The organism is Noviherbaspirillum aridicola (genome assembly GCF_019656455.1).
GTDB lineage: Bacteria > Pseudomonadota > Gammaproteobacteria > Burkholderiales > Burkholderiaceae_D > Noviherbaspirillum > Noviherbaspirillum aridicola.
Genome location: NZ_BPMK01000003.1, coordinates 183144 through 207911, shown reverse-complemented (window position 1 = coordinate 207911; position 24768 = coordinate 183144). Strand labels below are relative to the sequence as shown.

Below are 24768 nucleotides of genomic sequence, written 5' to 3'. Positions count from 1 at the left end.
TTGTCTTCCAGGTGTGGTCGCGGCCGCGTCCTCCGGGAGGCGGCCGCTCTTGTTGTTAGAACAGATCTTCTTCCATTGCCATGACCGAGGCGGCGCCGGAGCGGGCCTGGCGGATCAGCATCGCGGTTTCCGGCTGCAGCCGCGCGAAGTAGAAGCGCGCGGTGCTGAGCTTGGCCTTGTAGAAGCTGTCGCCGGAATCCTGCTTCTCCAGCGCGATCTTGGCCATCTGCGCGAAGAAGTAGGAGAACACCAGGTGGCCGACCACGCGCAGGTAGGGCACGGCGGCGGCGCCGACTTCATCCTGGTTCTGGAAGGCCTTCATGCCGATTTCCATGGTCAGCTTGGTCACCTTCTCGCCGAGGTCGGCCAGCGGGGTGATGAACTCGGCCATCTTTTCATCGGTGCCGTTCTCTTCGACGAAGGCCTGCACCTTGGCGCCGAACTTGCGCAGCTTGGCACCGTTGTCCATCAGGATCTTGCGGCCCAGCAGATCCAGCGACTGGATGGTGTTGGTGCCTTCGTAGATCATGTTGATGCGGGCGTCGCGCACATACTGCTCCATGCCCCATTCGGAGATGTAGCCGTGGCCGCCGTAGACCTGCATCGCCTCGGAGGTGGCGATCCAGCCGTTGTCGGTCAGGAAGGCCTTGATGATCGGGGTCAGCAGCGCGACTTCGTCGGCGGCTTCCTTGCGCACTTCCTCGTCGGGATGGTTCAGCTCGCGGTCGATCTGCAGCGCGATGTAGGAGCAGAACGCGCGGCCGCCCTCGGCGAAGGCGCGCGCGGTCAGCAGCATGCGGCGCACGTCGGGATGCACGATGATCGGATCGGCCGCCTTTTCCGGCGCCTTCACGCCCGACAGGCTGCGCATCTGGATGCGGTCCTTGGCGTAGACGACGGCGTTCTGGTACGCGACTTCGGTCAGGCCGAGCGACTGCATGCCGACGCCGAGACGGGCGGCGTTCATCATCACGAACATGGCGTTGAGGCCCTTGTTCGGCTCGCCGATCAGCCAGCCGGTGGCGCCGTCGAGGTTCATCTGGCAGGTCGAGTTGCCATGGATGCCCATCTTTTCTTCGATCGCGCCGCAGAAGATCTTGTTGCGCTCGCCCGGGTTGCCGCTGGCATCGGGGATGTACTTCGGCACCAGGAACAGCGAGATGCCCTTGGTGCCCGACGGCGCGTCGGGCAGGCGTGCCAGCACCAGATGGATGATGTTGGACGACATTTCATGTTCGCCGGCGGAGATGAAGATCTTGCCGCCGGTGATGCGGTAGGAGCCGTCGGCCTGCGGTTCGGCCCTGGTGCGCAGCAGGCCGAGGTCGGTGCCGCAGTGCGGCTCGGTCAGGCACATCGTGCCGGTCCACTCGCCGGAGACCAGCTTGGGCAGATAGGTCGCCTTCAGCTCGGGCGTGCCGTGCGCATGCAGTGCCTCGTATGCGCCGTGCGACAGGCCGGGGTACATGGTCCAGGCCTGGTTGGCCGAGTTGAGCATCTCGTAGAAGCTGTTGTTGAGCACCACCGGCAAGCCCTGGCCGCCGAATTCCGGGTCGCAGGACAGTGCCGGCCAGCCGGCTTCGACATACTGCTGATAGGCCTCGCGGAAGCCCTTCGGGGTCTGCACCACGTGGGTTTCCTTGTCGAGGCGGCAGCCTTCGCGGTCGCCGGAATGGTTCAGCGGGAACACGACCTCGGATGCGAACTTGCCGCCCTCCTCCAGCACCTGGTTGATGATGTCCCTGTCGATTTCCGCATGCTTGGGCAGCTGCTTGAATTCTTCTTCGACCTTGAGCAGTTCATGCAGAACGAAGTGCATGTCACGCAAGGGAGCGACGTATTGACCCATGGTTTTAATCTCCTGACGGCAAAACGGTTTGAGTGCTGGAAAGCGCTTATCGGTTAAGCGGTGTTCTTGCTTGCGGCCTTGTTCGCTGCGGTGACGTCGTTCCGGGAAGGCTGGTAGCTGTCGATCAGGCGCTCGAAACCGACTTCGGCGCGATTGACGCTGCCCGGGAGCTTGAGGAAGCGGGCATCATGGTGCAGCGCCAAGATTAGTCCGTACATCTCGAACACCAGTTGATCCGGATCGGTCGCCGGCGACAGGTGGCCCATTTCGATGGTCTGGACCACGCAGCGGCGCAGCGCGTTCTTCCAGGCGCGCACCATGCCGGCCAGCTCCTCGCGGATCGCGCCGGGACGGTCGTCGTATTCGACCGCGCCGCTGATGTAAATGCACCCGGAGGCGATTTCCATCGACACCCGCTTGACCCAGCGCGCGAACATGCCGCGAAGACGGGGCAGGCCGCGGGGCTCCTTCATGCTCGGGTAGAACACCTCCTGCTCGAACTGGTGGTGATACAGCTTGACCACCTCGATCTGCAGGTCCTCGCGCGAACCGAAGTGGGCGAACACGCCGGACTTGCTCATGTTCATCTTGTCCGCGAGCAGGCCGATGGTCAGGCCTTCGAGGCCGTCGCGGCTGGCGAGATCGAGCGCCACGTCGAGAATCGCGGCGCGCGTCATTTCGCCCTTGCGCATCACTTTGGTTGTCGAGTCGTTCATGTTGGTTGCCTTTGTGGTGCCTGTTCGAGTGGATGTCTGAAAGCGACGGCGCTCACTTAAGCGAACGCTCGTACTATTATCTACCGAAGTATAAATGTCAAACGGGAAGCTTAGAGGGCGAATTCTAGTAATTCGCCCCGGATGACACGCTCAGAAGCGGTCGAGCTGACGCCGGTCCCGCTTGGTGGGACGGCCCTTGATGGCTTCGCCGGGCTCCTGGTACAGCCGGCGTTGTTCTGCGCGCCGCGCCTTGTCGGCGAGACTGCGTTCGGTCTCTTCGTAGAGACCTTGGGCGATGGTGGCGGAGCCGCGCTTGTCGGACAGGTCGCGCACCAGCACCTCCCATTCGGTGGCGCCGTTGTCGATCTCGAGCCGGTCGCCGACCTTGACGCCCCGCGCGGGCTTGACGCGTTCGCCGTTGAGCTTGACCTTGCCGCCGTCGACGGCGTCGGTCGCGAGAGAGCGGGTCTTGAAGAAGCGGGCTGCCCACAGCCATTTGTCGATGCGAACGGATTCGGAAGTCATTTCAGCCAGAGTTTTTTGCGAAAGCGGTGATTCTACGGCGACGGCGTTGTCCGTCCTATAATGCCGGACCGGTTTAACAACAGGAATCGCCGTGGCGACCGACGAACGGACAAACACGCAACTACGAGCATGGCTCGCCGGGACGGCCCGCGGCGACGCCGCGGCATTCCGTTTCCTGTATGACGCTACTTCCGCGAAACTGTTCGCCTTCGCGCTGCGTATATTGCATAAGCGGGAGCTGGCCGAGGATGTGCTGCAGGAAAGCTTCGTCAGCATCTGGAACAATGCCTCCGGTTACCAGGACAGCCTGGCCGCGCCGATGACCTGGATGAGCACCATCGTCCGCAACAAGTCCTTCGACGTGCTGCGGCGCCTGCAGGCGGCCGGCGCCACGGCCGAGATCGACGCGGACGCTTTCGACAAGGACGTGATGGACGCGATGGAAAGCGGCGAACCCGGGCAGCCGGAGCGCCTGCAGCTGGGCGAGGACGCGCGGGCGCTGGCGCGATGCCTGGCGCGGCTGGAGGGCCTGCACAGGCAGGCGATCGCGCTCGCCTTCTATCACGACCTGTCGCACTCGGAAGTCGCGCAGCAGTTGCGGCTGCCGATCGGAACGGTCAAGACCTGGATACGGCGCGGCCTGGAACGGCTGCGCAAATGCCTGTCGGGAGAAGCCGCATGAAGCGGGAACAATTGCACGGCAACCGGCGGCTGCTCGACATGCTGGCTTCCGAGTATGCGCTCGGCACGCTGCGGGGCGGCGCCCGGCGGCGCTTCGAGCGCTGGCTGGCCGAGGACGCGGCGCTGCGCGCGGCGGTGGCGCGCTGGCAGAACCGGCTGCAGCCGATGGCCGAACTCCTGCCGCCGGCCCGGCCCTCGCCCGAGGTATGGCAGGCGCTCGAGTCCCGGCTGGGATTGCAGCCACGGCCCGGGGCGGCCCAGGCGCCGGCGGCGCGCCGCGGTTTCTGGCTCGGCCTGCGCGAGGACCTCGCCTTCTGGCGCGGCCTGGGCATGGTGTCGACCGCGCTGGCGACCATCCTGCTGAGCGTGCTGCTGACCCGGCTGCCGGCGCCCGGCGTCGAATCGCCGTCCTATCTGGCGATGCTGGCCGACGATCGTTCGCAGCCGGCGCTGGTCGTCACCGGCAATGCGGCGCGCGGCCACCTGAGCGTGAAGCTGCTGGCGGCGCCGCCGGCGCCGGACCGCAGTCTCGAGCTCTGGGCGCTGCCGAAGGAAGGCCCGCCGCGCTCGCTCGGCCTGGTCGCGCCCGGCGCCACCCTGCCCCTGCCGAAGGGACTGAGCCCGGAGAACGTGCCCGCGCTGGCGGTCAGTCTCGAGCCGCCCGGCGGATCGCCGGACAAGCAGGCGCCGAGCGGGCCGGTGATCTACAAGGGCGCCTGGGTGCGGCTGTAGCGCCGGGCCGGCGTCAGAATTCTTCCCAGTCGCCGCCGGACGCGGCCGGAAGTCGGGGGGCGCCGCGCGTGGCCGGCGGGGCCGGCACCGGCGCCGTCCGCGCGACGATGGCGGGTGCCGCGGCCACCGGCGCGTTGGCGGCAGCGCCGGCCTGCAGCCTGAACTGCCCCACCGCCTCGGCCAGCCGCGCCGCCTCCTGCTGCATCGAGGCGGATGCGGCCGCGGCCTGCTCCACCAGGCTGGCGTTCTGCTGCGTCGTCTCGTCCATCTGCGAAATCGCCTGGTTCACCTGCTCGATGCCGGCCGTCTGTTCCTGGCTGGCGGCGCTGATCTCGCCGATGATGTCGCTGACGCGGCGCACGCTGGCGACCACTTCATCCATGGTCGCGCCGGCGCGGGCGACGAGTTCGCTGCCGCTGGATATCCTGGACACCGAGTCGTCGATCAGGCTCTTGATCTCCCTTGCCGCGCCCGCCGAGCGCTGCGCCAGGCTGCGCACTTCCGCCGCCACCACCGCGAAGCCGCGTCCCTGTTCGCCGGCGCGGGCCGCCTCGACGGCCGCGTTGAGCGCGAGGATATTGGTCTGGAAGGCGATGCCGTCGATGACGCCGATGATGTCCACGATCTTTCTCGACGAGGCGTCGATGGCGGTCATGGTCGCGACCACGTCGTTCACCACGGCGCCGCCGCGATTGGCGACTTCGGAGGCGGAGCCGGCGAGCTGGTTGGCCTGGCGCGCGTTGTCCGCGTTCTGCCGCACGGTCGACGTCAGCTCTTCCATGGAGGACGCGGTCTCCTGCAGCGAGCTGGCCTGCTGCTCGGTGCGCGAGGACAGGTCGAGATTGCCGGAAGCGATCTGGCCGGAGGCGGCGGCGATGTTTTCCGTGCTGCCGCGAACCTGGCCGACGATGCCGACCAGGCTGTCGTTCATGTCCTTGAGCGCCTGCATCAGCCTGCCGGTCTCGTCGCGCGAGCGCACCTCGATCTGCTGCGTGAGGTCGCCGGCGGCGATCGCGCCGGCCACGCGCACCGCCTTGTCGAGCGGGCGCGTGATCGCGCGCACCAGCCACCAGCCGAGTACCGCGGCAAGCGCCAGGCCGAACAGGATGGCGGCGCCGCAGCTGTAGAACACGAGCCTGTAGCGCTGCTGCGAACGCTCGAAGTCGGCGCGCGCGACATCGAGCTGCAGCTGGATCAGTTCATCGATGGTCTTGCGCAACGGCTTGAAGTTCTCTTCCATCGCGCCCTGCAGCAGTTCGTTCGCCTGCTCGCGGTTGCCGGCGCGGACCGCCGCGATCGCCGGGCGCAGGCCCTCGTCGGTGAAGCTCTTGCGCTCGGCGGAGAAGCGCTCGGCCAGCTTGCGCTCTTCCTCCCCGAGGGCGCCGGCGATGTAGCCGTCCCAGATGCCGTCCAGCTTCCTGATGCCTGCCTCCACCTCGTCGAGCACGAAACTGGCCTCTTCCGGCTCGTCGCTGATCGCCTTGGCGATATCGAGCTGGCTGCCGTCGAGCAGGCGCACCGCGCGATCGAGCTGGCCGAGCACGACCAGCCGGTCGTCATACAGCGACTGCATCGCGCCGTTTGCCTGGCCGAGGCTGAAGATGCCGATGACGCCGCCGGCCACCAGCTGCAGCGAGAGAAAGCCAATGACGAACACGAGCCGGGCGCGGATGGAGATATGGTTGATGTTGCTGAGCATGAGGACCTCTCGGGACTGCCGGCGCGGGGCTGGCCGGTACGGGACACGGGTCGGCGAGCGCAATCGCCGCCATTTCCCAAAATCGAGTTTACCGGGATTCGGACCAAATTTTGCTCAGGAGAAACACGTAGATGCGGGGACTTGTACGGCGCGAAGCGTGCCGCGGACATGAAAAATGCCCGGCGGGCCAGGGCCCCCGGGCATCCGGACGGCGCGCGCCGCGCTCAGTGCAGCTGCTGCGACTGGGTGGCGTCGCTGACGTCGTCGACGATCGCACCGCTGGAGACGACCTTGCCGAGCGTGGCTTCTTCCAGCCAGCCGCGCACCATCTGCAGATGCGCGCGCTCTTCGTCGAGGGCGACGCTGAACTCGGTGACCATGGTGTCCTGCCCCTGTTCCTCGGCCAGCGCGATCAGCATCTCCCAGCCGGCGTTGTCGGTCATCTCTGCCACCAGGATGGCATGCAGCGACTGCGCCATCGTGGTACGCGGATCGGTGATCACCTGCATCAGGCCCATGGACTCGACGCCGGTGACATCGGCGCAGGGCGTCTGCGAAGTCGGGTCGCCGCCGATCGACTCGATCGCCGATCTGACCATGTGGAAGTGGCGCGCCTCATCCTCGCGGATGCGCTGCAGGTCGGCCAGCGTCATGCTGGTGGTGCCGTCCTGCAGGGTCTGGAATTTGTTGATCAGCGCGTCGTACAGGCGGGTGCCGGTACGCTCGAAGGCGAGCCGCTCGCCGAGCTTGTCGATCAGCAGCTGCGGCATGTCGCCGGTCAGCATGGAGGCGCCGGTGGTCAGCGCGCCGCGCACCGTGCCGGGGATCGGCACCGAGCCGACCGGATCGGAGGCGAGGATGTACTCGCCGCGCATTTCCATCATGCCGCTTTCGTCGCCGGGCGTCGGTTGCATCATGTCCGGCGGCGGCATGCCCTGCATCTCCTTGCTGTCGATCGGCGACATCTGAATGCCGGTCCGGTTCATGCCCATCGGGGGTTGCTCTTTCATGGCTGTTCCTTCCTCAGATTGCGTTGGAATGCCGGCCGGACCGCCGCGGGCGGCATCCCCGGACGAGGGATGCCTGTGTGACCTGCTGACGGTGGCTGGCTGTCACTGATGATGATGGCGGCGCGCCTACACGCTCACGGCGTGCCGGCGATTGATTTCGCCGCCCGGCGTCCAGACATAGCCCGCGGCCACGGTTTCGCTCGGCGAACCGGCGGAGTTGAGCTGGTCGCGGTAGGCGATCGAGGCCGGGCTCTCCTGCGCCTTGTCGACGAACTGCGTGCCGTTGGCGCGCAGATCGACCTCCTGCGCCACCACCTTGCGCACGAAGTCGCGCTGGCTGGCGAAGGGCACAGGCTCGGCGAGCGGCCCGGTGATGATCTCCGCCGGGTCGCGCCGTTCGTACTGCTTGAAGAGTTCGGCGACCATGTGGAAATGGCCGAGCTCGTAATCGAGGAAGCGCTCCCAGATCGCCTTGATGCGCGGGTTGGTTTCCTGCTGCACGCAGCTGTAATAGTTGTAGGCTTCCATCGCCTCATGCAACAGCATCTGTTCCAGGATCGACTCGTCCGGGTCGACCAGCGAGCCGTACTGGGTGACGTGCTGTTCCTCGATCGAGGCGATCTCCGCATACAGCTGGCGCGCGATCGGGTCGGCGAACAGCGGGCCGATGTTCATGTAGTAGTCATGCGTCTGGAATTCCGACGCGGTGATCATCAGCGCATGCAGCTTGGTCAGCTGGTCGGCCGTCTTGCGGTCGTAGGAGTCGCGCACATCGTCCTCCGGCGCGCGATGTTCGACCACCGTCGGACGGCCGGGCAGGATGTCGGTATAGCTTTGCAGGATGTTGTTGGCGTCCTTGCCTTCCAGCCTGTCGAGCAGGGCCGAATAACGGTAGAGGTGGTCGAAGTCTTCCAGCAGGCCGAAGCGATAGGTCTGGGCCATGTAGGGATCGGGCTCGTTCTGCGCCACAGCGGCGGTGACCTCGATGGCGACCTGCTCATAGGCGATGGTGGTCTCGATCGGGGAATGGTCGGGGCCGAGCAGCCAGTTGACCATGGTGGCCTGGTGCTGTTCGCAGCGGCGGATCTTCGCCAGCGGCACGCGCAGCTCGCGGTTGCGGCGCGCGATGATGTGCTTCATGCGCAGTGCGTCGAGTTCGATGCCGTTCATGAGGATGATGCGCACGCGGGTGAAGGCGTCATCATCGAGCTTGCTGATCGGCTTGCCGACCATGTCGCGCCATGTGAAGCGCTGCTGGTCGAGCGGCACGCCCTTCGCGCTGAATAAATCCAAAGCCATTGCGGTACTCCTTTCGAAAATGCGGTTTCGTGACGAGTGGTGCAAGAACGGGACACGTTCGCAACATCCGTGCCGGAAGTGGCCGGCCACGAACCGCGGTGCAAGCAATGAGCGAAGGAAAATAAGCGGCGGGTCTGGCCGCGTCGGGCCGCACCGGGCCGCGGCGTCAGGCATGGCGCATCCCGCCTTGCCGCCTGCCGCACGCGTTTTTACACAGTGCCGGGTAAGGCTTACAGGTGCTGGACGACGATCTTGCGGTTGTCGCCGAGCGCGTCCGTGTTGCCGGTCATGATGCCCTTGGCGAGTCCGTACAGCCGCTTGGCCGCGCTGCCCGGCGCCACCCAGTATTCGGCTTCGGTGATGGTGACCTTCAACAGCACGAGGTCGGGATCGTCGACGCCCTTCGGAAACCAGGGCTGCACCCACGGCGTCCACAGCGCGCGCATCTTGTCCTTGTCGCGCACGATCTCGCAGTTGCCGGACACCGAGAGGTAGTCCTGCTTGTCGGGATTCGCGTAGCTGAGATTGACCTGATGATGCATCTCCGCCTCGTCCACCTTGGGCGACGACATTGCGGTGAAGAACCAGAGGCAGCCGCTGCCGTCCATCTGCATGGTGGCCATCGGACGGCTGCGCAGGGTGCCGTCGGCTTCCTCGGTGGTCATCATCGCGAACTTGATCTCGTCCACCAGCTCGGCCACCTGCTGCAGGTCGGTGTGCTGCTGTTCCTGTACATCCATGATCGGCTCCTTTCCGGGCGCGCCGCGACGCGCGGCATGAAGGAGAACGGATGCGGCGCCGGAAAGTTCCGGCCGACGTTCAGGCCGCCGGAAAGGCGGCGTCCAGCAGGCGCGGCAGCACTTCGCCCGATTTGCCGCGCAGGATGAAGTCGGCGACGGCGTCGTGCGCGGTGGCGTCGGGATTGATCTGCACCACCGCGCATCCGAGCGAACGCGCGAGCCGCGGCAGGCTGGCGGCGGGCTCCACCAGGCTGGAGGTGCCCACGCAGAAGAAAAGATCGGCGTCCTCCACCGCCTCGACCGACTGCCGCCATGCCTCCGCCGGCAATGCTTCGCCGAACCACACGACGCCCGGACGCAGCATGCCGCCGCAGCCCTGACAAAGCGGTGGCGTCGCATCCTGCGCCGCCTCTTCCGGCGTCGCCTCGCGTCCGCAGGCGAAGCAGGTATTGCGATGGATGTTGCCGTGCAATTCCAGGACCCTGCCGCTGCCCGCCGCCTGGTGCAGCCCGTCGACGTTCTGCGTGATGACCGTGAGCCTGCGCAGCAGCTGCCCGAGCCGGGCGATGGCATGGTGGCCGGGATTGGGATGGATGGCGGCGATGGCGGCGCGCCGCGATGCGTACCACTGCCACACCATGGCCGGATCGCGCAGGAAGGCTTCCGGCGTCGCCAGGTCTTCCGGCCGGTACTTCGCCCATAAACCGGCAAGCGCATCGCGGAAAGTGGGAATGCCGCTTTCGGCCGACACGCCGGCGCCGGTGAAGACCGCCAGGTGGCGGCTGTTGCGCAGCTTGTCGAGCAGGTCGGGGTCGAAGTTCATGGCGCGGCGGCGGAAAAGACGCCGGGCCAGTATAGCCCGGTCCTCAGCCCGCCGCAGCCTGCAGCGCGCGGTCCTGCGCCGGGCGCGGACGCGCCGCGAGCAGGATCACCGCCGCCAGCACCATGGCGCCGCCGACGAGCTGCCCCGCGCTCACGGTTTCGCCCAGCACCGCGACGCCGAGCGCGATCGTGATCACCGGTTCCAGCGTGGAGATGATCGATGCCTGCGAGGCGCCGACATACTTGATCCCGACCAGGAAGAATGCGATCGCCATCACCGTCGAGAACAGCGCGATCGCCGCCACCGCCGCCCAGGCGGTCGCGCCCGAGGGCAGCGTCGCGTCGCCGCCGAGCGCGAGCACGCCATTGCCGATGGCGGCGGCGCTCATGATCACGAGCGTACCGGCGAAGGGATCGACGCTGGCCATGATGCGCCCGCCGGTCACGATATAGACCGCGTAGATCGCCGCCGCCGCCAGTCCGAGCGCGATCCCCAGAGGCGTGCCCTGCAGGTCGCCGCCGAGCGTGATGGCCATGCCGGCGATCGCCAGCGCCAGCAGAAGGAAGGTGCGGCGGTCGAGCTTGTCCCAGCCGAGGCTGACCGAGATCAGCGTCACCAGCACCGGATACGCATACAGGAGCAGGCCGACGAGGCCGCTGCTGGCATGCAGCAGCGCGGTGAAATACGCCTGCGACTGGCCGGTGTACAGCAGGCCCATGAAGGCAAAGCCGAGCAGCGCGCTTCCGCGCGGCAGCCGCAGGCGCCGCAGGAAAACCACCGGCGCCAGCATCGCCACCGCGAGTCCGAAACGCAGCGCCAGCAGCATCGCCGGGCTGACGCCGGATGCATAGGCGAGCTTGGCGAACAGTGCCATGGCGCCGAAACCGAGCGCGGACAACAGGATCAGGATGACGGCCATGCGATGCGACACGAGAAACTCCAGGGCAAACGGAATTGAGGGTTGGTGCAGTCTATGTCCTTGCGATCCTTCTCACAAACCAATATTCTTGCTGAACTGCCCCAATCATTTTGAGCCTCATGCAGCATCGCCTGCCACCCCTGCCCGCCGTCCGCGCCTTCGAGGCCGCCGCCCGCCACGGCGGTTTCCAGCATGCCGCCGCCGAACTGCATGTCTCCGCCGGCGCCGTCGCCCACCAGGTCAAGCAGCTCGAGAGCTGGCTCGGCGTCGCCCTGTTCCAGCGCCTGCCGCGCGGCGTCGCGCTCACGCCCGCCGGGCGCCAGTATGCGCAGGCGCTGCAGCCGCTGCTGGCGGGTCTCGCGGATGTGTCGGAGGCGGTCAGGCTGCGCGCCGACGAGCGGGTGGTCACCGTGACCTCGGTGCCCTCGCTGGTTTTCCGCTGGCTGATGCCGCGCCTGGGCCGCCTGCGCGAGGAAGTGCCGGAGGTCGACATGCGCGTGCTGGCATCGCTGCACCCGGCCGACTTCGTGCGCGAGGGAGTGGACGTGGCGATCCGGCTCGGCACCGGCCCGTATCCGGGGTTGCAGGCGGAGCCGCTGATCGAGGAGAATTTTTCCGCCGTCTGCAGTCCCGACTACCGTGAGCGCATGCCGCCGGTGCGCGCGCCCGCCGACCTGCTCGCGCACCAGCTGCTGCATGACGAAGTGGAGATGCGCATTCCCGAGGAGATCAACTGGCCGCGCTGGCTGCGGCACTTCGGCGTCGCCTATCGGGGCGGCACGCGGCCGAGCTTTTCGCATACCTACCTGACGCTCGAGGCCGCGGCCAACGGCCAGGGGGTGGCGCTGGCGGCCGAATGCTTCATCGCCGAAGACATCGCGCGCGGGCGGCTGGTGCGGCTGCTGCCGCAGCAAATGACCGGCCCCTACCGCTTTCACCTGCTGCGGCTGCCCGAAGCCGAGGCGCGGCCGGCGGTGAAGGCATTCTGCGACTGGATCAGGAAGGAAGCCGGGGCCGGCGCGCCCCGGTGACGCGGCAGGCACGCAGCGGGGCACGCCGCCCTGCCCGCCCCGGGTTTCATGCCGGCGCCGTCACTCGGAATAACGCCCGAGCGTGATCGCCCTCAGGACGATCCTGTAGATCCAGTACGCCGCCCCGTGCCATACCCGCTCGTACCAGGGGATGTTGGCGTAGTCCTCCAGCCGCACGTGCACGCCCTCCTGCACCGCGCGCTCGATGTGCTCGCGCAGCGAGCGCGCGAAGGCCTGGTCGCGCACCACCACGTTGGCCTCCTGGTTGACCAGCAGGCTGAGCCCGTCCCAGTTGCTGGAGCCGACCGTCGCCCATTCATCGTCGATCACCGCGACCTTGCCGTGCAGCTGGGTCTTGCGGTACTCGACCACCTTGACGCCGCTCTTGAGCAGCTTGGGATAGAACGAATGCGCGACCGCATCCTGCAGCCGGAACTGGCCGACGCCGAGCAGCAGCGTCACATCGACGCCGCGCCGCGCGGCCGCCGCGAGGCCGTCGCGCAGCTTGCGCCCCGGCGCGAAATAAGGATTGGCGAGCAGCGCGCTCTTGCGCGCGTTGCCGAGCGCCTTGAGATAGGTGCGCTGGATGGTGCGCCGGTTGCGCAGGTTGTCGCGCACCACCAGCGCGGCCTCCGCCACGCCGTGCTGGATGCCGTGCGGATGGCGGCGCCGTTCGCGGAACAGCTCCCAGCGGTCGCGCAGGCCGAGGCCGTGCAGCAGCTGCCACTGTTCCTGCACTTCCCGATGGATGTGCGCGACCAGCGGTCCCTGCACGCGTACCGCGAAGTCCCAGCGCGGCGCCGGCAGCGGCGTATCGAAGCCGTCGTCCGACACCATGTCGTGATTGATGTTGAGTCCGCCGAGGAAGGCGACGCTGCGGTCGACGGTGCAGATCTTGCGATGGCTGCGGGTGACGCCGCGCCGGAACCAGGAATTGAATACCTTGTGCTGCACGCCGCCCGCCTTCAATGCGCGGTTGAGCAGCACCGACTGCCTGTGCCCGGTGCCGAGCCAGTCCGTGATCACGTTGACCGTGATGCCCCGCGCGGCCGCCCGCAGCAGCGCATCCCTGACCTGCACCCCGGTCTGGTCGAGCGTGAAGATATAGGTTTCCAGGTGCACTTCGAAGCGCGCGCCGTCGATCGCCGCGATCAGCGCCGGGAAAAACTCGGCCCCGCTGTGCAGCAGCGTGACGTGGTTGTGGGCGACGAACTCTATCGGGCGCATGGGGACGGGTCCGATGACGGGGCGATGCGGCCCATTTTACAGGCCGGTCTTCAACTCCAGCGAAGCCACGATCGGGGCATGGTCCGACAGCTTGGCCCAGATCGGGCCATGCAGCACCTGCGCCGACTCGATGCGGAAGCCGCGCACGTAGATCCGGTCCAGCCGCAGCCAAGGCAGCGCCGCCGGGAAGGTGCGCGCGGGCCGCAGCTGCGGTCCCCGGCCGCCGAGCCGCCGCAGATAGGTGCCGAAGCCGCGCGACGGAATGTTCTCGTCGAACACTTCGGTCACGCCGAGCTGCTCGCGCAGGGTGGCGCTGAGCTGGTTGGTCCAGTCGTTGAAATCGCCGGCGATGATCAGCGGCGCATCGGGCGGCGAGAACTTGTGCACGGCTTCCACCAGCGCCTCGGTCTGGCGGCGGCGGCTGCGCGCGAACAGGCCGAGATGGATCACGTAGCAGTGCACCGCCACCGCCGGCGTCTCCACCACGCAGTGCAGGATGCCGCGCGATTCATAGGCGTGGTCCGAGACGTCGTGGTTGGACGAGGACAGGATGTGGTAACGGCTGATCAGCGCATTGCCGTGATGGCCATGGTCGTAGACCGCGTTCATGCCGTAGGCGGAATGATGCGATTCGCCGGCGAAGAAACGGTGCTGTTCGACTTCCGGCCACAGTCCGGCGTGGCGGGTCTGGTACTTGTCATGTCGGCCCTGCACTTCCTGCAGGAACAGGATGTCGGCTTCCATCGACGCCAGCGCCTGCTTGAGCGCATGCACGCGCGGCATGCTGCGCAGCGTGCTGACCCCCTTGTGAATGTTGTAGGTGGCGATCCGTAGCTTCATGCAATCAATCATGTGGACGGAAGGCCTGCGGCATTCAGCACCTGCGATGGGCCGGCAGCAGCAGGATGGCTTCCGCGTTCGAGGGTGAAAAACACTGGTCGGCCGCTTCCCTCCAGGGCAGCCAGCGATAAGCGGTATGTTCGCGCGGAGCCAGCACGACCGGTATGCCGCGCGGCACGCACAGGCCGAACACGTGTTCGGTGTTGCGGGTCACGCCGGGCGCGTAGCGATGGCGCCAGACCGGATAGATCTCGTAGACGTTGGACAACTGCCAGTCCACCAGCCGGCTGCGCGACACGCGGTTGGAACCCTGCTGCTCGCCGGAAGTTTCGTCGGCGATAAGAATGCCGGTTTCCTCGAAGACCTCGCGCACCGCCGTTTCGGCCAGCGGTTCATCCTCGCGGTCCTTCGAGCCGGTGACCGACTGCCAGTAGCCCGGCTTGTCGGCGCGCTCGATCAGCAGGACGTCGAGTTCCGGCGTGTGGATCACGACGAGGACGGATTCGGGGATCTTGTAGGGCTTTTGCATGGGCTGTCGCGGCTGCTGGTGCGCAGATGATAACCGAAGGCAAAAATCGTCGGCCGCAACAAAAAAGGCGCGACCCGGGGACGCGCCTTTTTCCGCAGCCGGAGACGGCTTATGCCTTGGCAGCCTCGACGTTGCGCAGGCGGATGTGCAGCTCGCGCAGCTGCTTCTCGTCGACCTCGGACGGCGCCTGGGTCAGCAGGCACTGGGCGCGCTGGGTCTTCGGGAAGGCGATCACGTCGCGGATCGACTCGGCGCCGGCCATCATCGTGACCAGGCGGTCGAGACCGAAGGCCAGGCCGCCGTGCGGGGGCGCGCCGTACTGCAGCGCGTCGAGCAGGAAGCCGAACTTGAGCTGCGCCTCCTCGGCGTCGATCTTGAGCGCGCGGAACACCTTGCTCTGCACGTCGGCGCGATGGATACGCACCGACCCGCCGCCCAGCTCCCAGCCGTTGAGCACCATGTCGTAGGCCTTGGCCAGCGCCTTGCCCGGATCGGTCTCGAGCAGGTCTTCATGGCCGTCCTTGGGCGAGGTGAACGGATGGTGGGCGGCCACGTAGCGCTGGTCGTCCTCGTCGTACTCGAACATCGGGAAGTCCACGACCCACAGCGGCTTCCAGGAGTCTTCGAACAGGCCGTTCTTGCGGCCGAAGTCGCTGTGGCCGATCTTCACGCGCAGCGCGCCGATGGCGTCGTTGACGACCTTGGCCTTGTCGGCGCCGAAGAAGATCAGGTCGCCGTCCTGCGCGCCGGTCTGCTCGATGATGGCGGCCAGCGCGGCGTCGTGGATGTTCTTGACGATCGGCGACTGCAGGCCGTCGCGGCCCTTGGCCTTTTCATTGACCTTGATGTAGGCCAGGCCCTTGGCGCCGTAGATGGCGACGAACTGGGTGTAGGCGTCGATCTCGGAACGCGGCATCTGGCCGCCGCCCGGGATGCGCAGGCCTACCACGCGGCCGCCTTCCATGTTGGCGGCGCCGGAGAAGACCTTGAACTCGACATCCTTCATCACCGCGGTCAGGTCGGTGAACTGCAGCTTGACGCGCATGTCGGGCTTGTCGGAACCGTACAGGCCCATCGCCTCGGAATACTGCATGACCGGGAACGGGTTCGGCAGCTCGACATCCAGCACGTTCTTGAACACGCCGCGGATCATGCCCTCGAACAGGTCGCGGATCTCCTGCTCGTTCATGAACGAGGTCTCGCAGTCGATCTGGGTGAATTCCGGCTGGCGGTCGGCGCGCAGGTCCTCGTCGCGGAAGCACTTGGTGATCTGGTAGTAGCGGTCGAAGTTCGACACCATCAGCAGCTGCTTGAACAGCTGCGGCGACTGCGGCAGCGCGAAGAAATTGCCCGGGTTCACGCGCGACGGCACCAGGTAGTCGCGCGCGCCTTCCGGCGTCGACTTGGTCAGCATCGGGGTCTCGATGTCGATGAAGCCGTTGGCGTCGAGGAATTTGCGCACTTCCATCGTGGTCTGGTAGCGCAGGCGCAGGTTCTTCTGCATCTGCGGGCGGCGCAGGTCGAGCACGCGATGGGTCAGGCGCGTGGTCTCGGACAGGTTGTCGTCGTCGAGCTGGAACGGCGGCGTGACCGAGGCGTTGAGCACTTCGAGGTCATGGCACAGCACTTCGATCTTGCCGGATTTCAGGTTGGCGTTGGTGGTGCCTTCCGGGCGGTTGCGCACCACGCCGGTGATGCGCACGCAATACTCATTACGCACGGCCTCGGCGGTCTTGAAGACGTCCGCGCGGTCGGGATCGCACACCACCTGCACCAGGCCTTCGCGGTCGCGCAGGTCGATGAAGATCACGCCGCCGTGATCGCGCCGGCGATGCACCCAGCCGCACAGGCTGACGGTTTGGCCGAGCAATTCCTCGCTGACGAGGCCGCAGTAATGAGTTCGCATAGACATAGTGTTTTCCAGTATCAGATCTTGGTAAGCGCCGGCGCGTGCTGCGGGGCGCGCGGCGTCGTGAAAATGTTGGCCCGCGTCAGGTCCGGACCGGCACGGCCTTCGGTGCCTTCTGCGTTGCCGCCGGGGGCGCGACCACGCCCATGGAGACAATGTACTTCAGCGCCTCGTCCACCGACATGTCGAGCTCGATCGTGTCGGCGCGCGGCAGCATCAGGAAGAAGCCCGAGGTCGGGTTCGGCGTGGTCGGCACATAGACGCTGATGTAGTCGCCGGCGAGATGGTTCTTCACATCGCCGCCGGGCACGCCGGTCAGAAACGCGATGGTCCAGGCGTTCTGGTGCGGATAGCGGATCAGCACCGCCTTGCGGAAGGCATTGCCGGAGGACGAGAACAGCGTGTCGGACACCTGCTTGACGCTCGAATAGATCGAGTTGACGATGGGGATGCGGCCGAGCAGGCGCTCCCACAGGTGCACGATGCGCGTGCCGATGAAGTTGCGGGCCAGCACGCCGGTCAGGAACACCACCAGCACCGTGAGCACCGCGCCCATGCCGGTGATCTGGAAACCGAACAGCTTGTTCGGCTGCCAGTCCTCGGGCAGCAGCAGCAGCGACTGGTCCATCGTGGTCAGGATCAGCTTCAGCACCCAGACGGTGATGACGAGCGGGACCAGGATCAGCAGGCCGGTGATGAAATATTTACGCATCTCAGAGGTCGGAGGTCAGGTGACGGAGGTCAGCCGGCGCTGGGTGCAGGCGCCGGGGCAGCGGCCGGGGCTGCGGTCGCGGTTCCGGAGTCCGTTTTCGCGCCGCTGTCGGTGGTGCTGGTCGTGGCCGGCTTGGAAGTGCCGCCGCTGCCGTTGCGGAAGTCGGTCACGTACCAGCCGGTACCCTTGAGCTGGAAGCCGGCGGCCGTCAGCTGCTTCCTGAACGTGCTCTTGCTGCACTCGGGGCAGTCGGTCAGGGGTGCGTCGGAGACCTTTTGCAGGACGTCCTTGGAAAAACCGCAGGATTCGCAGCGATAAGCATAGATAGGCATCGAATATCTCCGCAAAAAGTGTACAAAACCCTGAATTATAAAGGTTTTCCAGGAAATATAGGATGCCGTTCCGTCATCGCGGGAGGCGGCTGCCCGCCTCCCTTCAGTGCTGGCCGTGCGCCTTGAGGTGATGGATGTGTCCGTCGTGGCGGTTCTTCAGCACCTGCGGCAGCAGCGAGCCGGCGAACATGCCGGTCAGGGCGGCGATCAGGCCGGCCAGCTGCGGCGGGAAGGAGTCGCCCAGGCCGCTCACCTGCGGGAAGAACAGGATCCAGGTGCCGACGCCGGCGGCGATCGAAAAGATCGCGCCCTGGGTGGTCGCCCGCTTCCAGTACAGGCCGACGGCGAGCGGCACGAAGGCGCCGACCAAGGTCACCTGGTAGGCCGACGACACCAGGTCGTAGATTGAGGTGCCCTGCATCGCGATCGCGTAGGCGAGCACCAGCCCGGCGAAGACGACGATGGTGATGCGCATCGCGAGCCGCTGCTCGCGGTCGCTCATGTTCGGGCGCAGGTTCTTGAGGATGTTTTCGGTGAAGCTGGTCGACGGCGCCAGCAGGGTCGCCGACGACGTGCTCTTGATCGCCGACAGCAGGGCGCCGAAGAACAGGATCTGCATGACCAGCGGCATCTGGGTCAGCACGAAGGTGGGCAGCAGGCGCTGGTAGTCGTTCTTGGCCAGTTCCATGCCTTCACTGCCCATCACCATCACCGCGCACAGCACCACGAACATCGGCACGAAGGCAAACAGGATGTAGCTGACGCCGCCGATGATCGCGCCGTTGCGCGCCGTATTCGCATCCTTCGCCGACATCACGCGCTGGAAGACGTCCTGCTGCGGGATGCTGCCCAGCATCATGGTCAGGGCGGCGCCGATGAAGCCGGCGAGTTCGACGAAGCTCGGCTCGGGGAAGAAATTCCAGAGGTCCTGTTCGCCGGCGACGGCCAGCACCTTGTCCGTGCCGCCGGCGAGGTCGGCCGAGAAGACGGCGATGATGGACATGCCGACCACCAGCACGATCATCTGGATGAAATCGGTCCAGGCGACGGCGAGGAAGCCGCCGACCACCACGTAGATGAGCACCGCCAGCGTGCCGACGATCATGCCGGTGGCGACCGACATCGCGCCGCCGGTCAGCACGTTGAAGACGAGGCCGAGGGCGGTGACCTGGGCGGCCACCCAGCCGAGATAGCTGAGGATGATGGCGGCGGAGCAGAACACTTCCACGCCCTTGCCGTAGCGCTGGCGGAAGAAGTCGCCGATGGTCAGCAGATTGAGGCGGTACAGGCGCGCGGCGAAGAACAGGCCGACCAGGACCAGGCACATGCCCGCGCCGAACGGGTCTTCGACGATCTCGCCGAGCCCCCCTTGTACGAAGCGGGCCGGGATGCCCATCACCGTCTCGGCGCCGAACCAGGTGGCGAAGGTGGTGGTGATCACCATGACCAGCGGCAGGCTGCGCCCGGCCACGGCGAAATCGGCCGTGTTGTGGACGCGGGTGCCGGCCCACACGCCCAGAGCGAGGGTGCCCAGCAGATACAGCACGACGAAGGAAATCAGGGTGACGTTCATCCGGGCTTGCTCCGAAGAAAAATGGGCCAATTATATTGAAAATCGGTACGTCTTCCGCGTCGCTGCATCCTCTCCGCCACACTTTTTCCGGCATCAGCCCGGGGCGGCGTCCCGTTCCCGCCGGCGCCAGACCTGCCAGCGCTCCCGGCCGGCGAACACCGGGATGGAATCGCCGACCGCCCTGTCTTCGATCTGCTCGAACCAGGACTCCAGCATGGCGCGCAGCTGCACCGGATCGGCGCCGAACGGCGGACCCTTGGGCGCTGCGTCGAAATAAAAATACCCCGCCAGCAAACCGCCCGGCGCCAGCAGACCGGCGTAGCGCCGGACGATCTCCGGCCATCGCTCGCGCGGCAGCGCGCAGAGGAAGGCCCGTTCGTAGATCAGCTCGACCGGCCTGTCCGGCACGAAGGCAAAGAAATCCGCCTGCCGCACCCGCTCGCCCCAGATGCCCAGCTTCTGCCGCGCGGCGTCCACCGCCGCCGGGGAAAAGTCGATCGCCGTCACGTCCCAGCCGGCCTCGCCCAGCAGCGCCACCTCGTGCCCCGCCCCGCAACCGGGAATCAGCGTCGCATAGCGGCGCGGCGAACCGGCGACGAACGCGGCGAAATCCTGCGGCGCGGCGCCCCGGTCCCAGGGCGTGAAGTCCTGCGCAAAGCGCTCGGTCCAGAAATCGGCCTGGTTGGGGTCGCGGCTCTTGAAGTCGGGCGTCGTCACGGCGTTACCAGTGCATGAACTGTGCCCAGCGCGCGAACATCTGGGCGATCACGATGCCCGCCGCGATGCCGCCGCCGAAATAGACGCCGAAGGTCAGCAGGCGGTTGGTGCGGCGCTGCTCGTCGAGCACTTTGCGCAGCAGATCCACCGTCTCCTGCGGCCGCTCGGAAGCGCCGGTCAGCGCCTGGTGAACCAGGCGCGGCAGCTGCGGCAGCACCTTGTTGTAGTGCGGCGCCTCTTCCTTGAGCTTGGCGATCATGCCGCGCCAGCCTATCTGTTCCTGCATCCAGCGTTCGAGATAGGGCTTGGCCGTCTTCCAGAGATCGAGGTCGGGATCGAGCTGGCGGCCGAGGCCCTCGATGTTGAGCAGGGTCTTCTGCAGCAGCACCAGCTGCGGCTGGACCTCGACATTGAAGCGGCGCGAGGTCTGGAACAGGCGCAGCAGCACCTGTCCGAAGGAGATGTCGCGCAGCGGGCGGTCGAAAATCGGCTCGCAGCAGGCCCGCACCGCCGACTCCAGCTCGTCGACCCGCGTATCCTTCGGCGCCCAGCCGGACTCGATGTGCGCCTCCGCCACCCGCTTGTAGTCGCGCCGGAAAAAGGCGAGGAAGTTCTGCGACAGATAGTCCTTGTCGAAATCGGTGAGCGTGCCGACGATCCCGAAGTCGAGCGCGATGTAGCGGCCGAAGGTCTCCGGCTCCACCGATACCAGGATGTTCCCCGGGTGCATGTCGGCATGGAAGAAGCCGTCGCGGAACACCTGGGTGAAGAAGATTTCGACGCCGTCGCGCGAAAGCTTTTTCAGATCCACGCCCTCTGCCACCAGGCGGTCGATCTGCGAGATCGGAATGCCGCGCATGCGCTCCATCACGATGACCGAGGTCGAGCAGTAGTCCCAGAACATCTCGGGCACCAGCAGCAGGTCCGAGCCGGTGAAATTGCGGCGCAGCTGGCTGGCGTTGGCCGCCTCGCGCATCAGGTCCAGCTCGTCATGCAGATACTTGTCGAACTCGCCGACCACCTCGCGCGGCTTCAGGCGGCGGCCGTCGGCCCACAGCCGCTCCACCATGCCGGCGGCGACTTTCATCAGCGCGATGTCTTCCTCGATCGAACGCTTCATGCCCGGCCGCAGCACCTTGACCGCGACCGCCGTGCCGTCCCTGAGGCGGGCGAAGTGCACCTGGGCGATGGACGCGGACGCCACCGGTTCGCGCTCGAACTCGGCGAACAGTTCGTCGGGATGGGCGCCGAGCGCCTTTTCGATCTGCCGCACCGCGAGCGCGCTGTCGAAGGGCGGCACGCGGTCCTGCAGCAGCGCCAGCTCGGCCGCGATATCGGGCGGCATCAGGTCGCGCCGCGTCGAGAGCACCTGGCCGAACTTGACGAAGATCGGTCCCAGCTCTTCCAGGGCCATGCGTAGGCGCTTGCCGCGCGGCGCCGAGATGTCGCGCCAGAAGCTCAGCGCGGCGATCAGCCGCGCCAGGCGCGGGCTGGCCAGGCCGGAGACGGCGATGTCGTCCAGTCCATACTTGACGACGACGCGGGCGATCTTGAACAGCCGCAGAAAACGGAAAAACATTTAGCGGCTTCCCTTCAGCTTCTCGATGCGCTTGGCGATCCGCTCGACGTCGTCGCGCAGGCGGTTCACTTCGGCGGAAAAATCATTCACGGCGTGCGGCCGCACCAGCAACGGCTGCTCCTCGGTGAAGTACTCGGCCAGGTTTTCGGCCAGCTTGCGCTGGGCCGTCTTCGCGGTATCGAGCGCGTGGCGCACGCCGCCGACCAGCCGCACCGCGGCCACATCCCCGATCACGCGACCGAGATCGGCCTCTGCTTCCCAGCGCAGCGATTGCGCGAGCTGCGAAATCGTGTGGGCGAAATCGGCGTCGCCGTCGATCTGCACATAGGAAAACGCCTGTTCGCGGTTTTGCGCAATCAGCGGCAGGTCGGACATGCTGGCCCTGATCGTCACGTCGGGCGAGCCCTCGCCGGCATCCTCCACCATGCCGTCGGCGGCGACCCGCAGCCGCAGCGACAGCAGGCCGGCATCGAACAGCGCGACCTTGCCCGCGTGGCGGGCGAGTTTTTCACGCGCCCAGGGTTCGGGCGCAAGCAGGTGATTGATCACCGCGGCTATCGGCAAAGGCATGGGGGAAGGAATCATGATCGCAAAACAAAGCCGCCCGTGAATCACGGGCGGCCCAAGTGTAACAGCTTGCCGGAGCGTACAGCCGGGCTCAGGACAATTGCTGGATACCCGCCAGTACCCAGCCGCCCTGGCCGGCGATCGGCTTGCTCAGGTGCCAGGCTTCGGCGAAGGGCTGAGCCGGCGCGTTTTCCTCTTCGCGGATCATGCCGGAGAAGCGCACGCTGGCGACGTAGTCGGTCGCGGTGCGTTCCATGCCGACCAGTTCCGCGTCGAGCGACACCACGTCGGTGTGGTTGGCCGAGGCGCCGCGCTCCTGCAGCTGGAGGCGCAGCTCGCCGAACATCTCGGGCGTCGTGAATTCACGGATGTCGTTGATGTCGGCCCGGTCCCATGCCGCCTGCAGGCGGATGAAATAGGTCTTGGCATGGCGCAGGAAGGCCGGCACGTCGAAGTCGGCCGGAACATCCATGGTCGCGGCGCCCGCGGACGAGTAGGCGGTCTGATCCTGGAAGGCCGCCGGACCCGACGGCTGGTTCAGGCCGGAGCCGATCTCGGGCGTGCGCGCCATCGGCTGTCCGCCGAATCCCGCGCCCGCATAGGCCGGCCGGTTGCCGCCATTCTTGCCGCGCACCATGCGCACGATGAACATGATCGCCAGCGCGATCAGCGCGAAGGTCAGGATGGTGCCGATCACGCTCGCCAGCGCGCCGCCGATGCCCAGGTGGGACAGCAGCGCGCCCAGGCCGAGACCGAGCAGCGCGCCGCCGAGGATGCCGCGCCACGGGCTCGGGCGGGCGGCATTGGCCGCCGCCGCGCCCGGGTTGGCCGGTGCCGCCTGACTGGCCTGCGACGGCTGCTGCTGTGCCGGCGGCGTCGCCTGCCGGTTCATGCTCTGCGACTGACGGCCGATGGAACTGCCGCCGCCCATGCGCTTGGCATCGGCTTCAGGGACGACCATGGTGGCTGCGCTCAGCGCGACCATCAGTGCAACGACATACTTCTTCATGGCTAGCTCCTAGAGTTTGATGCCGGTATGCAGCGCGGCCACGCCGGCAGTCAGGTTGAAATACTCCACCCTTTCCAGTCCCGCCTCCTGCATCATCTGCTTGAGCGTTTCCTGGTCCGGATGCATGCGGATCGACTCGGCCAGATAGCGATAGCTTTCGGCGTCGTTGGCAATGCGCTGGCCGAGCCAGGGCAATACCGAGAAGGAATACACGTCGTACGGCTTTTGCAGCGGCTCCCATACCCTGGAGAACTCCAGCACCAGCAGCTTGCCGCCGGGCTTGAGCACGCGCCGCATTTCGGCCAGCGCCTGGTCCTTGTGCGTCATGTTGCGCAGGCCGAAGGCGACGGACACCCGGTCGAAATAGTCGGTCGGGAACGGCAGCTTTTCCGCGTCACACAACAAGGTGGGGGTCACCAGGCCCTTGTTCAACAGGCGATCGCGACCGACGCGCAGCATCGACTCGTTGATGTCGGTGAGCCAGACCTCGCCGGTCGGACCCGCCTGCTTCGCGAAGGCCCTGGCGAGGTCGCCGGTGCCGCCGGCGATGTCGAGCACTTTGAAGCCGGGCCGCACGCCCGCCTGGGCGATGGTGAAGGTCTTCCACAGCCGGTGCAGGCCGCCGGACATCAGGTCGTTCATCACGTCGTACTTCGCGGCGACGGAATGAAACACCTCGGCGACCTTGTGCGCCTTCTCTTCTTCTGCGACGGTTTGATAACCGAAATGAGTGGTATTGGTCATGGGGGCCAGCCTTCATAGTCGAGGCTGCATTATACAAGTGCAGACCCGCGCGGCCGGCAGACGTTCCGTGCGGCGAGAAATCGGCGCTGAATTGAGCTTGCCCGCGGTCAAGCGGGCACGGCGGAAGTGCGGCGGGAGGAAGCCGGCAGGGGCTTCAGTGCTGGTGACCGCAGGCCGAACCCTTGCGGGTCATCGGCGCGTCGCGTCCGCTTTCGCGGGTGTAGCCGGCCCCCTCCAGCTGGCGCAGGTAGTCTTCCCACATCTGCGCCTGCTTCTGCCCGATGGCGTACAGGTAGTCCCAGGAATAGATGCCGGAATTGTGGCCGTCGGAAAAAGTCAGTTGCACCGCGTAATTGCCCATCGGCTGGACGTCGGTGAGCAGCACGTCGCGCATGCCGGTCTGCAGCACTTCCTGGCCCTGCCCGTGGCCGCGCACCTCGGCCGAGGGCGAATAAACCCGCAGAAATTCGAAGGGCAGGCTGAAGCGCTCGCCCGAGTCGAAGGCGATTTCCAGGGTGCGCGACTGCTTGTGCACCGTCAGCGCGGTAGGCGAAGGAATAGTCATGATCAGAGTAGGGATTCGTGGAAACGGTCCTGCAGCAGCTCGCGCAGGCGCTCGACCCGCGCGCGCCGCTGCTCGATGTCGGACGGGTCCGGCGTGCGGCGCAGCTCGCCCCAGATCGGATTCGGGAAATGGGCGTCGTTCTCGTAGCGGGGAATCACGTGCCAGTGCAGGTGCGGCACCACGTTGCCGAGGCTGGCGACATTGACCTTGTCCGGCGCCATCGCCTCGCGCACGGCCTCCTCGACCTGGAATACGGCGGCGATCAGGATCGCCCGCTCGGCGCTGGAGAGATCGGTCATTTCGCGCGCGTGCGCATTCCAGATCACGCGGCAGAAACCGGGATAGCGCTCGTCATCCACCAGCACGATCCGGTAGTTGTCGTCGCGGTAGATGACTTCGCCGCCGGGCTGTTCGCAGAGTTCGCAGGAAGGCTTGTCGCTCATG

At 66.5% G+C, this 24768-nt stretch carries 26 protein-coding genes; 3 read left to right on the top strand and 23 right to left on the bottom strand.

Going from position 1 to position 24768, the window contains the following annotated elements:
• Nucleotides 1-55 precede the first annotated feature (55 nt).
• The 3 genes from NCCP691_RS04600 to NCCP691_RS04590 all read right to left on the bottom strand — a co-directional run bounded on the left by NCCP691_RS04600 (nt 56) and on the right by NCCP691_RS04590 (nt 3087).
• The gene (locus NCCP691_RS04600) at nt 56-1846 is read right to left on the bottom strand and encodes an acyl-CoA dehydrogenase C-terminal domain-containing protein (RefSeq protein ID WP_220807071.1); all 1791 of its coding nucleotides are present in this window, start codon (nt 1844-1846) and stop codon (nt 56-58) included.
• 53 nt (nt 1847-1899) lie between these two features.
• Entirely contained in the window at nt 1900-2538 is a 639-nt protein-coding gene (locus NCCP691_RS04595; RefSeq protein ID WP_220807191.1) for a TetR/AcrR family transcriptional regulator, read from the bottom strand.
• A 174-nt stretch (nt 2539-2712) separates the two neighbouring features.
• Nucleotides 2713-3087 (bottom strand): RNA-binding S4 domain-containing protein, encoded by a 375-nt coding sequence (locus tag NCCP691_RS04590; RefSeq protein ID WP_220807070.1) that lies wholly within the window; start codon nt 3085-3087, stop codon nt 2713-2715.
• A gap of 91 nt (nt 3088-3178) precedes the next feature.
• Here NCCP691_RS04590 and NCCP691_RS04585 point away from each other — a divergent pair, with 91 nt between their 5' ends.
• Nucleotides 3179-3769 (top strand): sigma-70 family RNA polymerase sigma factor, encoded by a 591-nt coding sequence (locus NCCP691_RS04585; protein WP_220807069.1) that lies wholly within the window; start codon nt 3179-3181, stop codon nt 3767-3769.
• Nucleotides 3766-4500, top strand: a complete 735-nt coding sequence (locus NCCP691_RS04580) for an anti-sigma factor (RefSeq protein ID WP_220807068.1) — start codon at nt 3766-3768, stop codon at nt 4498-4500. The genes NCCP691_RS04585 and NCCP691_RS04580 overlap by 4 nt, the downstream gene beginning before the upstream one ends.
• A 13-nt stretch (nt 4501-4513) precedes the next feature.
• Here NCCP691_RS04580 and NCCP691_RS04575 read toward each other — a convergent pair whose 3' ends face one another.
• From NCCP691_RS04575 to NCCP691_RS04550, 6 genes are all read right to left on the bottom strand, one after another.
• Entirely contained in the window at nt 4514-6199 is a 1686-nt protein-coding gene (locus NCCP691_RS04575) for a methyl-accepting chemotaxis protein (protein ID WP_220807067.1), read from the bottom strand.
• Between the two features lie 224 nt (nt 6200-6423).
• A complete protein-coding gene (locus NCCP691_RS04570; protein ID WP_238482315.1) occupies nt 6424-7209 on the bottom strand; it encodes a ferritin-like domain-containing protein in 786 nt (261 codons plus the stop codon).
• Nucleotides 7210-7335: 126 nt separating this feature from the next.
• On the bottom strand, nt 7336-8508 hold the full coding sequence (locus NCCP691_RS04565) for a hypothetical protein (RefSeq protein WP_220807066.1): 1173 nt from the start codon (nt 8506-8508) through the stop codon (nt 7336-7338).
• Nucleotides 8509-8738: 230 nt separating this feature from the next.
• Nucleotides 8739-9248 carry a pyridoxamine 5'-phosphate oxidase family protein gene (locus NCCP691_RS04560; protein ID WP_220807065.1) on the bottom strand — a complete coding sequence of 170 codons (510 nt, stop codon included), beginning with the start codon at nt 9246-9248 and terminating at the stop codon, nt 8739-8741.
• A 79-nt stretch (nt 9249-9327) separates the two neighbouring features.
• On the bottom strand, nt 9328-10071 hold the full coding sequence (locus NCCP691_RS04555) for an SIR2 family NAD-dependent protein deacylase (RefSeq protein WP_220807064.1): 744 nt from the start codon (nt 10069-10071) through the stop codon (nt 9328-9330).
• 43 nt (nt 10072-10114) lie between these two features.
• Nucleotides 10115-11002 (bottom strand): DMT family transporter, encoded by an 888-nt coding sequence (locus tag NCCP691_RS04550; protein ID WP_238482314.1) that lies wholly within the window; start codon nt 11000-11002, stop codon nt 10115-10117.
• Nucleotides 11003-11109: 107 nt separating this feature from the next.
• Between NCCP691_RS04550 and gcvA the strand changes: the two genes are divergently transcribed.
• Complete coding sequence (gene gcvA / locus NCCP691_RS04545; protein WP_220807063.1) at nt 11110-12021, top strand: transcriptional regulator GcvA; 912 nt, start codon at nt 11110-11112, stop codon at nt 12019-12021.
• A gap of 60 nt (nt 12022-12081) precedes the next feature.
• Here gcvA and clsB read toward each other — a convergent pair whose 3' ends face one another.
• The 14 genes from clsB to NCCP691_RS04475 form a co-directional block, all read right to left on the bottom strand.
• Nucleotides 12082-13248, bottom strand: a complete 1167-nt coding sequence (gene clsB / locus NCCP691_RS04540) for a cardiolipin synthase ClsB (RefSeq protein WP_220807062.1) — start codon at nt 13246-13248, stop codon at nt 12082-12084.
• Between the two features lie 36 nt (nt 13249-13284).
• Nucleotides 13285-14088: an endonuclease/exonuclease/phosphatase family protein gene (locus NCCP691_RS04535; RefSeq protein WP_220807061.1), complete on the bottom strand. Its 804-nt coding sequence runs from the start codon at nt 14086-14088 to the stop codon at nt 13285-13287.
• A gap of 34 nt (nt 14089-14122) precedes the next feature.
• Nucleotides 14123-14617: a dihydroneopterin triphosphate diphosphatase gene (gene nudB, locus NCCP691_RS04530; protein ID WP_220807060.1), complete on the bottom strand. Its 495-nt coding sequence runs from the start codon at nt 14615-14617 to the stop codon at nt 14123-14125.
• Between the two features lie 109 nt (nt 14618-14726).
• Nucleotides 14727-16529, bottom strand: a complete 1803-nt coding sequence (gene aspS, locus NCCP691_RS04525) for an aspartate--tRNA ligase (protein WP_220807059.1) — start codon at nt 16527-16529, stop codon at nt 14727-14729.
• A 79-nt stretch (nt 16530-16608) separates the two neighbouring features.
• Nucleotides 16609-17238: a DUF502 domain-containing protein gene (locus tag NCCP691_RS04520; protein WP_220807058.1), complete on the bottom strand. Its 630-nt coding sequence runs from the start codon at nt 17236-17238 to the stop codon at nt 16609-16611.
• Between the two features lie 29 nt (nt 17239-17267).
• The gene (locus tag NCCP691_RS04515) at nt 17268-17570 is read right to left on the bottom strand and encodes an FmdB family zinc ribbon protein (protein WP_220807057.1); all 303 of its coding nucleotides are present in this window, start codon (nt 17568-17570) and stop codon (nt 17268-17270) included.
• 103 nt (nt 17571-17673) lie between these two features.
• Nucleotides 17674-19143, bottom strand: a complete 1470-nt coding sequence (locus NCCP691_RS04510) for a high affinity choline transporter 1 (protein ID WP_220807056.1) — start codon at nt 19141-19143, stop codon at nt 17674-17676.
• A gap of 93 nt (nt 19144-19236) precedes the next feature.
• Nucleotides 19237-19860 (bottom strand): methyltransferase, encoded by a 624-nt coding sequence (locus tag NCCP691_RS04505; RefSeq protein ID WP_220807055.1) that lies wholly within the window; start codon nt 19858-19860, stop codon nt 19237-19239.
• Between the two features lie 4 nt (nt 19861-19864).
• The gene (gene ubiB, locus NCCP691_RS04500; protein ID WP_220807054.1) at nt 19865-21439 is read right to left on the bottom strand and encodes a ubiquinone biosynthesis regulatory protein kinase UbiB; all 1575 of its coding nucleotides are present in this window, start codon (nt 21437-21439) and stop codon (nt 19865-19867) included.
• Entirely contained in the window at nt 21440-22009 is a 570-nt protein-coding gene (locus NCCP691_RS04495) for a ubiquinone biosynthesis accessory factor UbiJ (protein WP_238482313.1), read from the bottom strand. It abuts the gene before it with no gap.
• An 88-nt stretch (nt 22010-22097) separates the two neighbouring features.
• Nucleotides 22098-23015, bottom strand: a complete 918-nt coding sequence (locus NCCP691_RS04490) for a Tim44 domain-containing protein (RefSeq protein ID WP_220807052.1) — start codon at nt 23013-23015, stop codon at nt 22098-22100.
• A 9-nt stretch (nt 23016-23024) separates the two neighbouring features.
• Nucleotides 23025-23759 carry a bifunctional demethylmenaquinone methyltransferase/2-methoxy-6-polyprenyl-1,4-benzoquinol methylase UbiE gene (ubiE, locus tag NCCP691_RS04485; RefSeq protein ID WP_220807051.1) on the bottom strand — a complete coding sequence of 245 codons (735 nt, stop codon included), beginning with the start codon at nt 23757-23759 and terminating at the stop codon, nt 23025-23027.
• A gap of 154 nt (nt 23760-23913) precedes the next feature.
• Nucleotides 23914-24324 (bottom strand): gamma-butyrobetaine hydroxylase family protein, encoded by a 411-nt coding sequence (locus tag NCCP691_RS04480; RefSeq protein ID WP_220807050.1) that lies wholly within the window; start codon nt 24322-24324, stop codon nt 23914-23916.
• Between the two features lie 2 nt (nt 24325-24326).
• Nucleotides 24327-24767, bottom strand: a complete 441-nt coding sequence (locus NCCP691_RS04475; RefSeq protein ID WP_220807049.1) for an HIT family protein — start codon at nt 24765-24767, stop codon at nt 24327-24329.
• Between the last annotated feature and the right edge of the window lies 1 nt (nt 24768).

Excerpts from the sequence above, each read along its gene's own strand:
- NCCP691_RS04520 (WP_220807058.1), bottom strand. The coding sequence starts at position 17,238 with ATGCGTAAATATTTCATCACCGGCCTGCTGATCCTGGTCCCGCTCGTC.
- NCCP691_RS04475 (WP_220807049.1), bottom strand. The coding sequence starts at position 24,767 with ATGAGCGACAAGCCTTCCTGCGAACTCTGCGAACAGCCCGGCGGCGAA.
- NCCP691_RS04590 (WP_220807070.1), bottom strand. The coding sequence starts at position 3,087 with ATGACTTCCGAATCCGTTCGCATCGACAAATGGCTGTGGGCAGCCCGC.
- NCCP691_RS04515 (WP_220807057.1), bottom strand. The coding sequence starts at position 17,570 with ATGCCTATCTATGCTTATCGCTGCGAATCCTGCGGTTTTTCCAAGGAC.
- ubiB (WP_220807054.1), bottom strand. The coding sequence starts at position 21,439 with ATGTTTTTCCGTTTTCTGCGGCTGTTCAAGATCGCCCGCGTCGTCGTC.
- NCCP691_RS04495 (WP_238482313.1), bottom strand. The coding sequence starts at position 22,009 with ATGCCTTTGCCGATAGCCGCGGTGATCAATCACCTGCTTGCGCCCGAA.
- aspS (WP_220807059.1), bottom strand. The coding sequence starts at position 16,529 with ATGTCTATGCGAACTCATTACTGCGGCCTCGTCAGCGAGGAATTGCTC.
- NCCP691_RS04490 (WP_220807052.1), bottom strand. The coding sequence starts at position 23,015 with ATGAAGAAGTATGTCGTTGCACTGATGGTCGCGCTGAGCGCAGCCACC.
- NCCP691_RS04565 (WP_220807066.1), bottom strand. The coding sequence starts at position 8,508 with ATGGCTTTGGATTTATTCAGCGCGAAGGGCGTGCCGCTCGACCAGCAG.
- NCCP691_RS04560 (WP_220807065.1), bottom strand. The coding sequence starts at position 9,248 with ATGGATGTACAGGAACAGCAGCACACCGACCTGCAGCAGGTGGCCGAG.
- NCCP691_RS04535 (WP_220807061.1), bottom strand. The coding sequence starts at position 14,088 with ATGAAGCTACGGATCGCCACCTACAACATTCACAAGGGGGTCAGCACG.
- clsB (WP_220807062.1), bottom strand. The coding sequence starts at position 13,248 with ATGCGCCCGATAGAGTTCGTCGCCCACAACCACGTCACGCTGCTGCAC.
- NCCP691_RS04510 (WP_220807056.1), bottom strand. The coding sequence starts at position 19,143 with ATGAACGTCACCCTGATTTCCTTCGTCGTGCTGTATCTGCTGGGCACC.
- NCCP691_RS04575 (WP_220807067.1), bottom strand. The coding sequence starts at position 6,199 with ATGCTCAGCAACATCAACCATATCTCCATCCGCGCCCGGCTCGTGTTC.
- NCCP691_RS04595 (WP_220807191.1), bottom strand. The coding sequence starts at position 2,538 with ATGCGCAAGGGCGAAATGACGCGCGCCGCGATTCTCGACGTGGCGCTC.
- NCCP691_RS04555 (WP_220807064.1), bottom strand. The coding sequence starts at position 10,071 with ATGAACTTCGACCCCGACCTGCTCGACAAGCTGCGCAACAGCCGCCAC.
- ubiE (WP_220807051.1), bottom strand. The coding sequence starts at position 23,759 with ATGACCAATACCACTCATTTCGGTTATCAAACCGTCGCAGAAGAAGAG.
- gcvA (WP_220807063.1), top strand. The coding sequence starts at position 11,110 with ATGCAGCATCGCCTGCCACCCCTGCCCGCCGTCCGCGCCTTCGAGGCC.
- NCCP691_RS04580 (WP_220807068.1), top strand. The coding sequence starts at position 3,766 with ATGAAGCGGGAACAATTGCACGGCAACCGGCGGCTGCTCGACATGCTG.
- nudB (WP_220807060.1), bottom strand. The coding sequence starts at position 14,617 with ATGCAAAAGCCCTACAAGATCCCCGAATCCGTCCTCGTCGTGATCCAC.
- NCCP691_RS04600 (WP_220807071.1), bottom strand. The coding sequence starts at position 1,846 with ATGGGTCAATACGTCGCTCCCTTGCGTGACATGCACTTCGTTCTGCAT.
- NCCP691_RS04570 (WP_238482315.1), bottom strand. The coding sequence starts at position 7,209 with ATGAAAGAGCAACCCCCGATGGGCATGAACCGGACCGGCATTCAGATG.
- NCCP691_RS04480 (WP_220807050.1), bottom strand. The coding sequence starts at position 24,324 with ATGACTATTCCTTCGCCTACCGCGCTGACGGTGCACAAGCAGTCGCGC.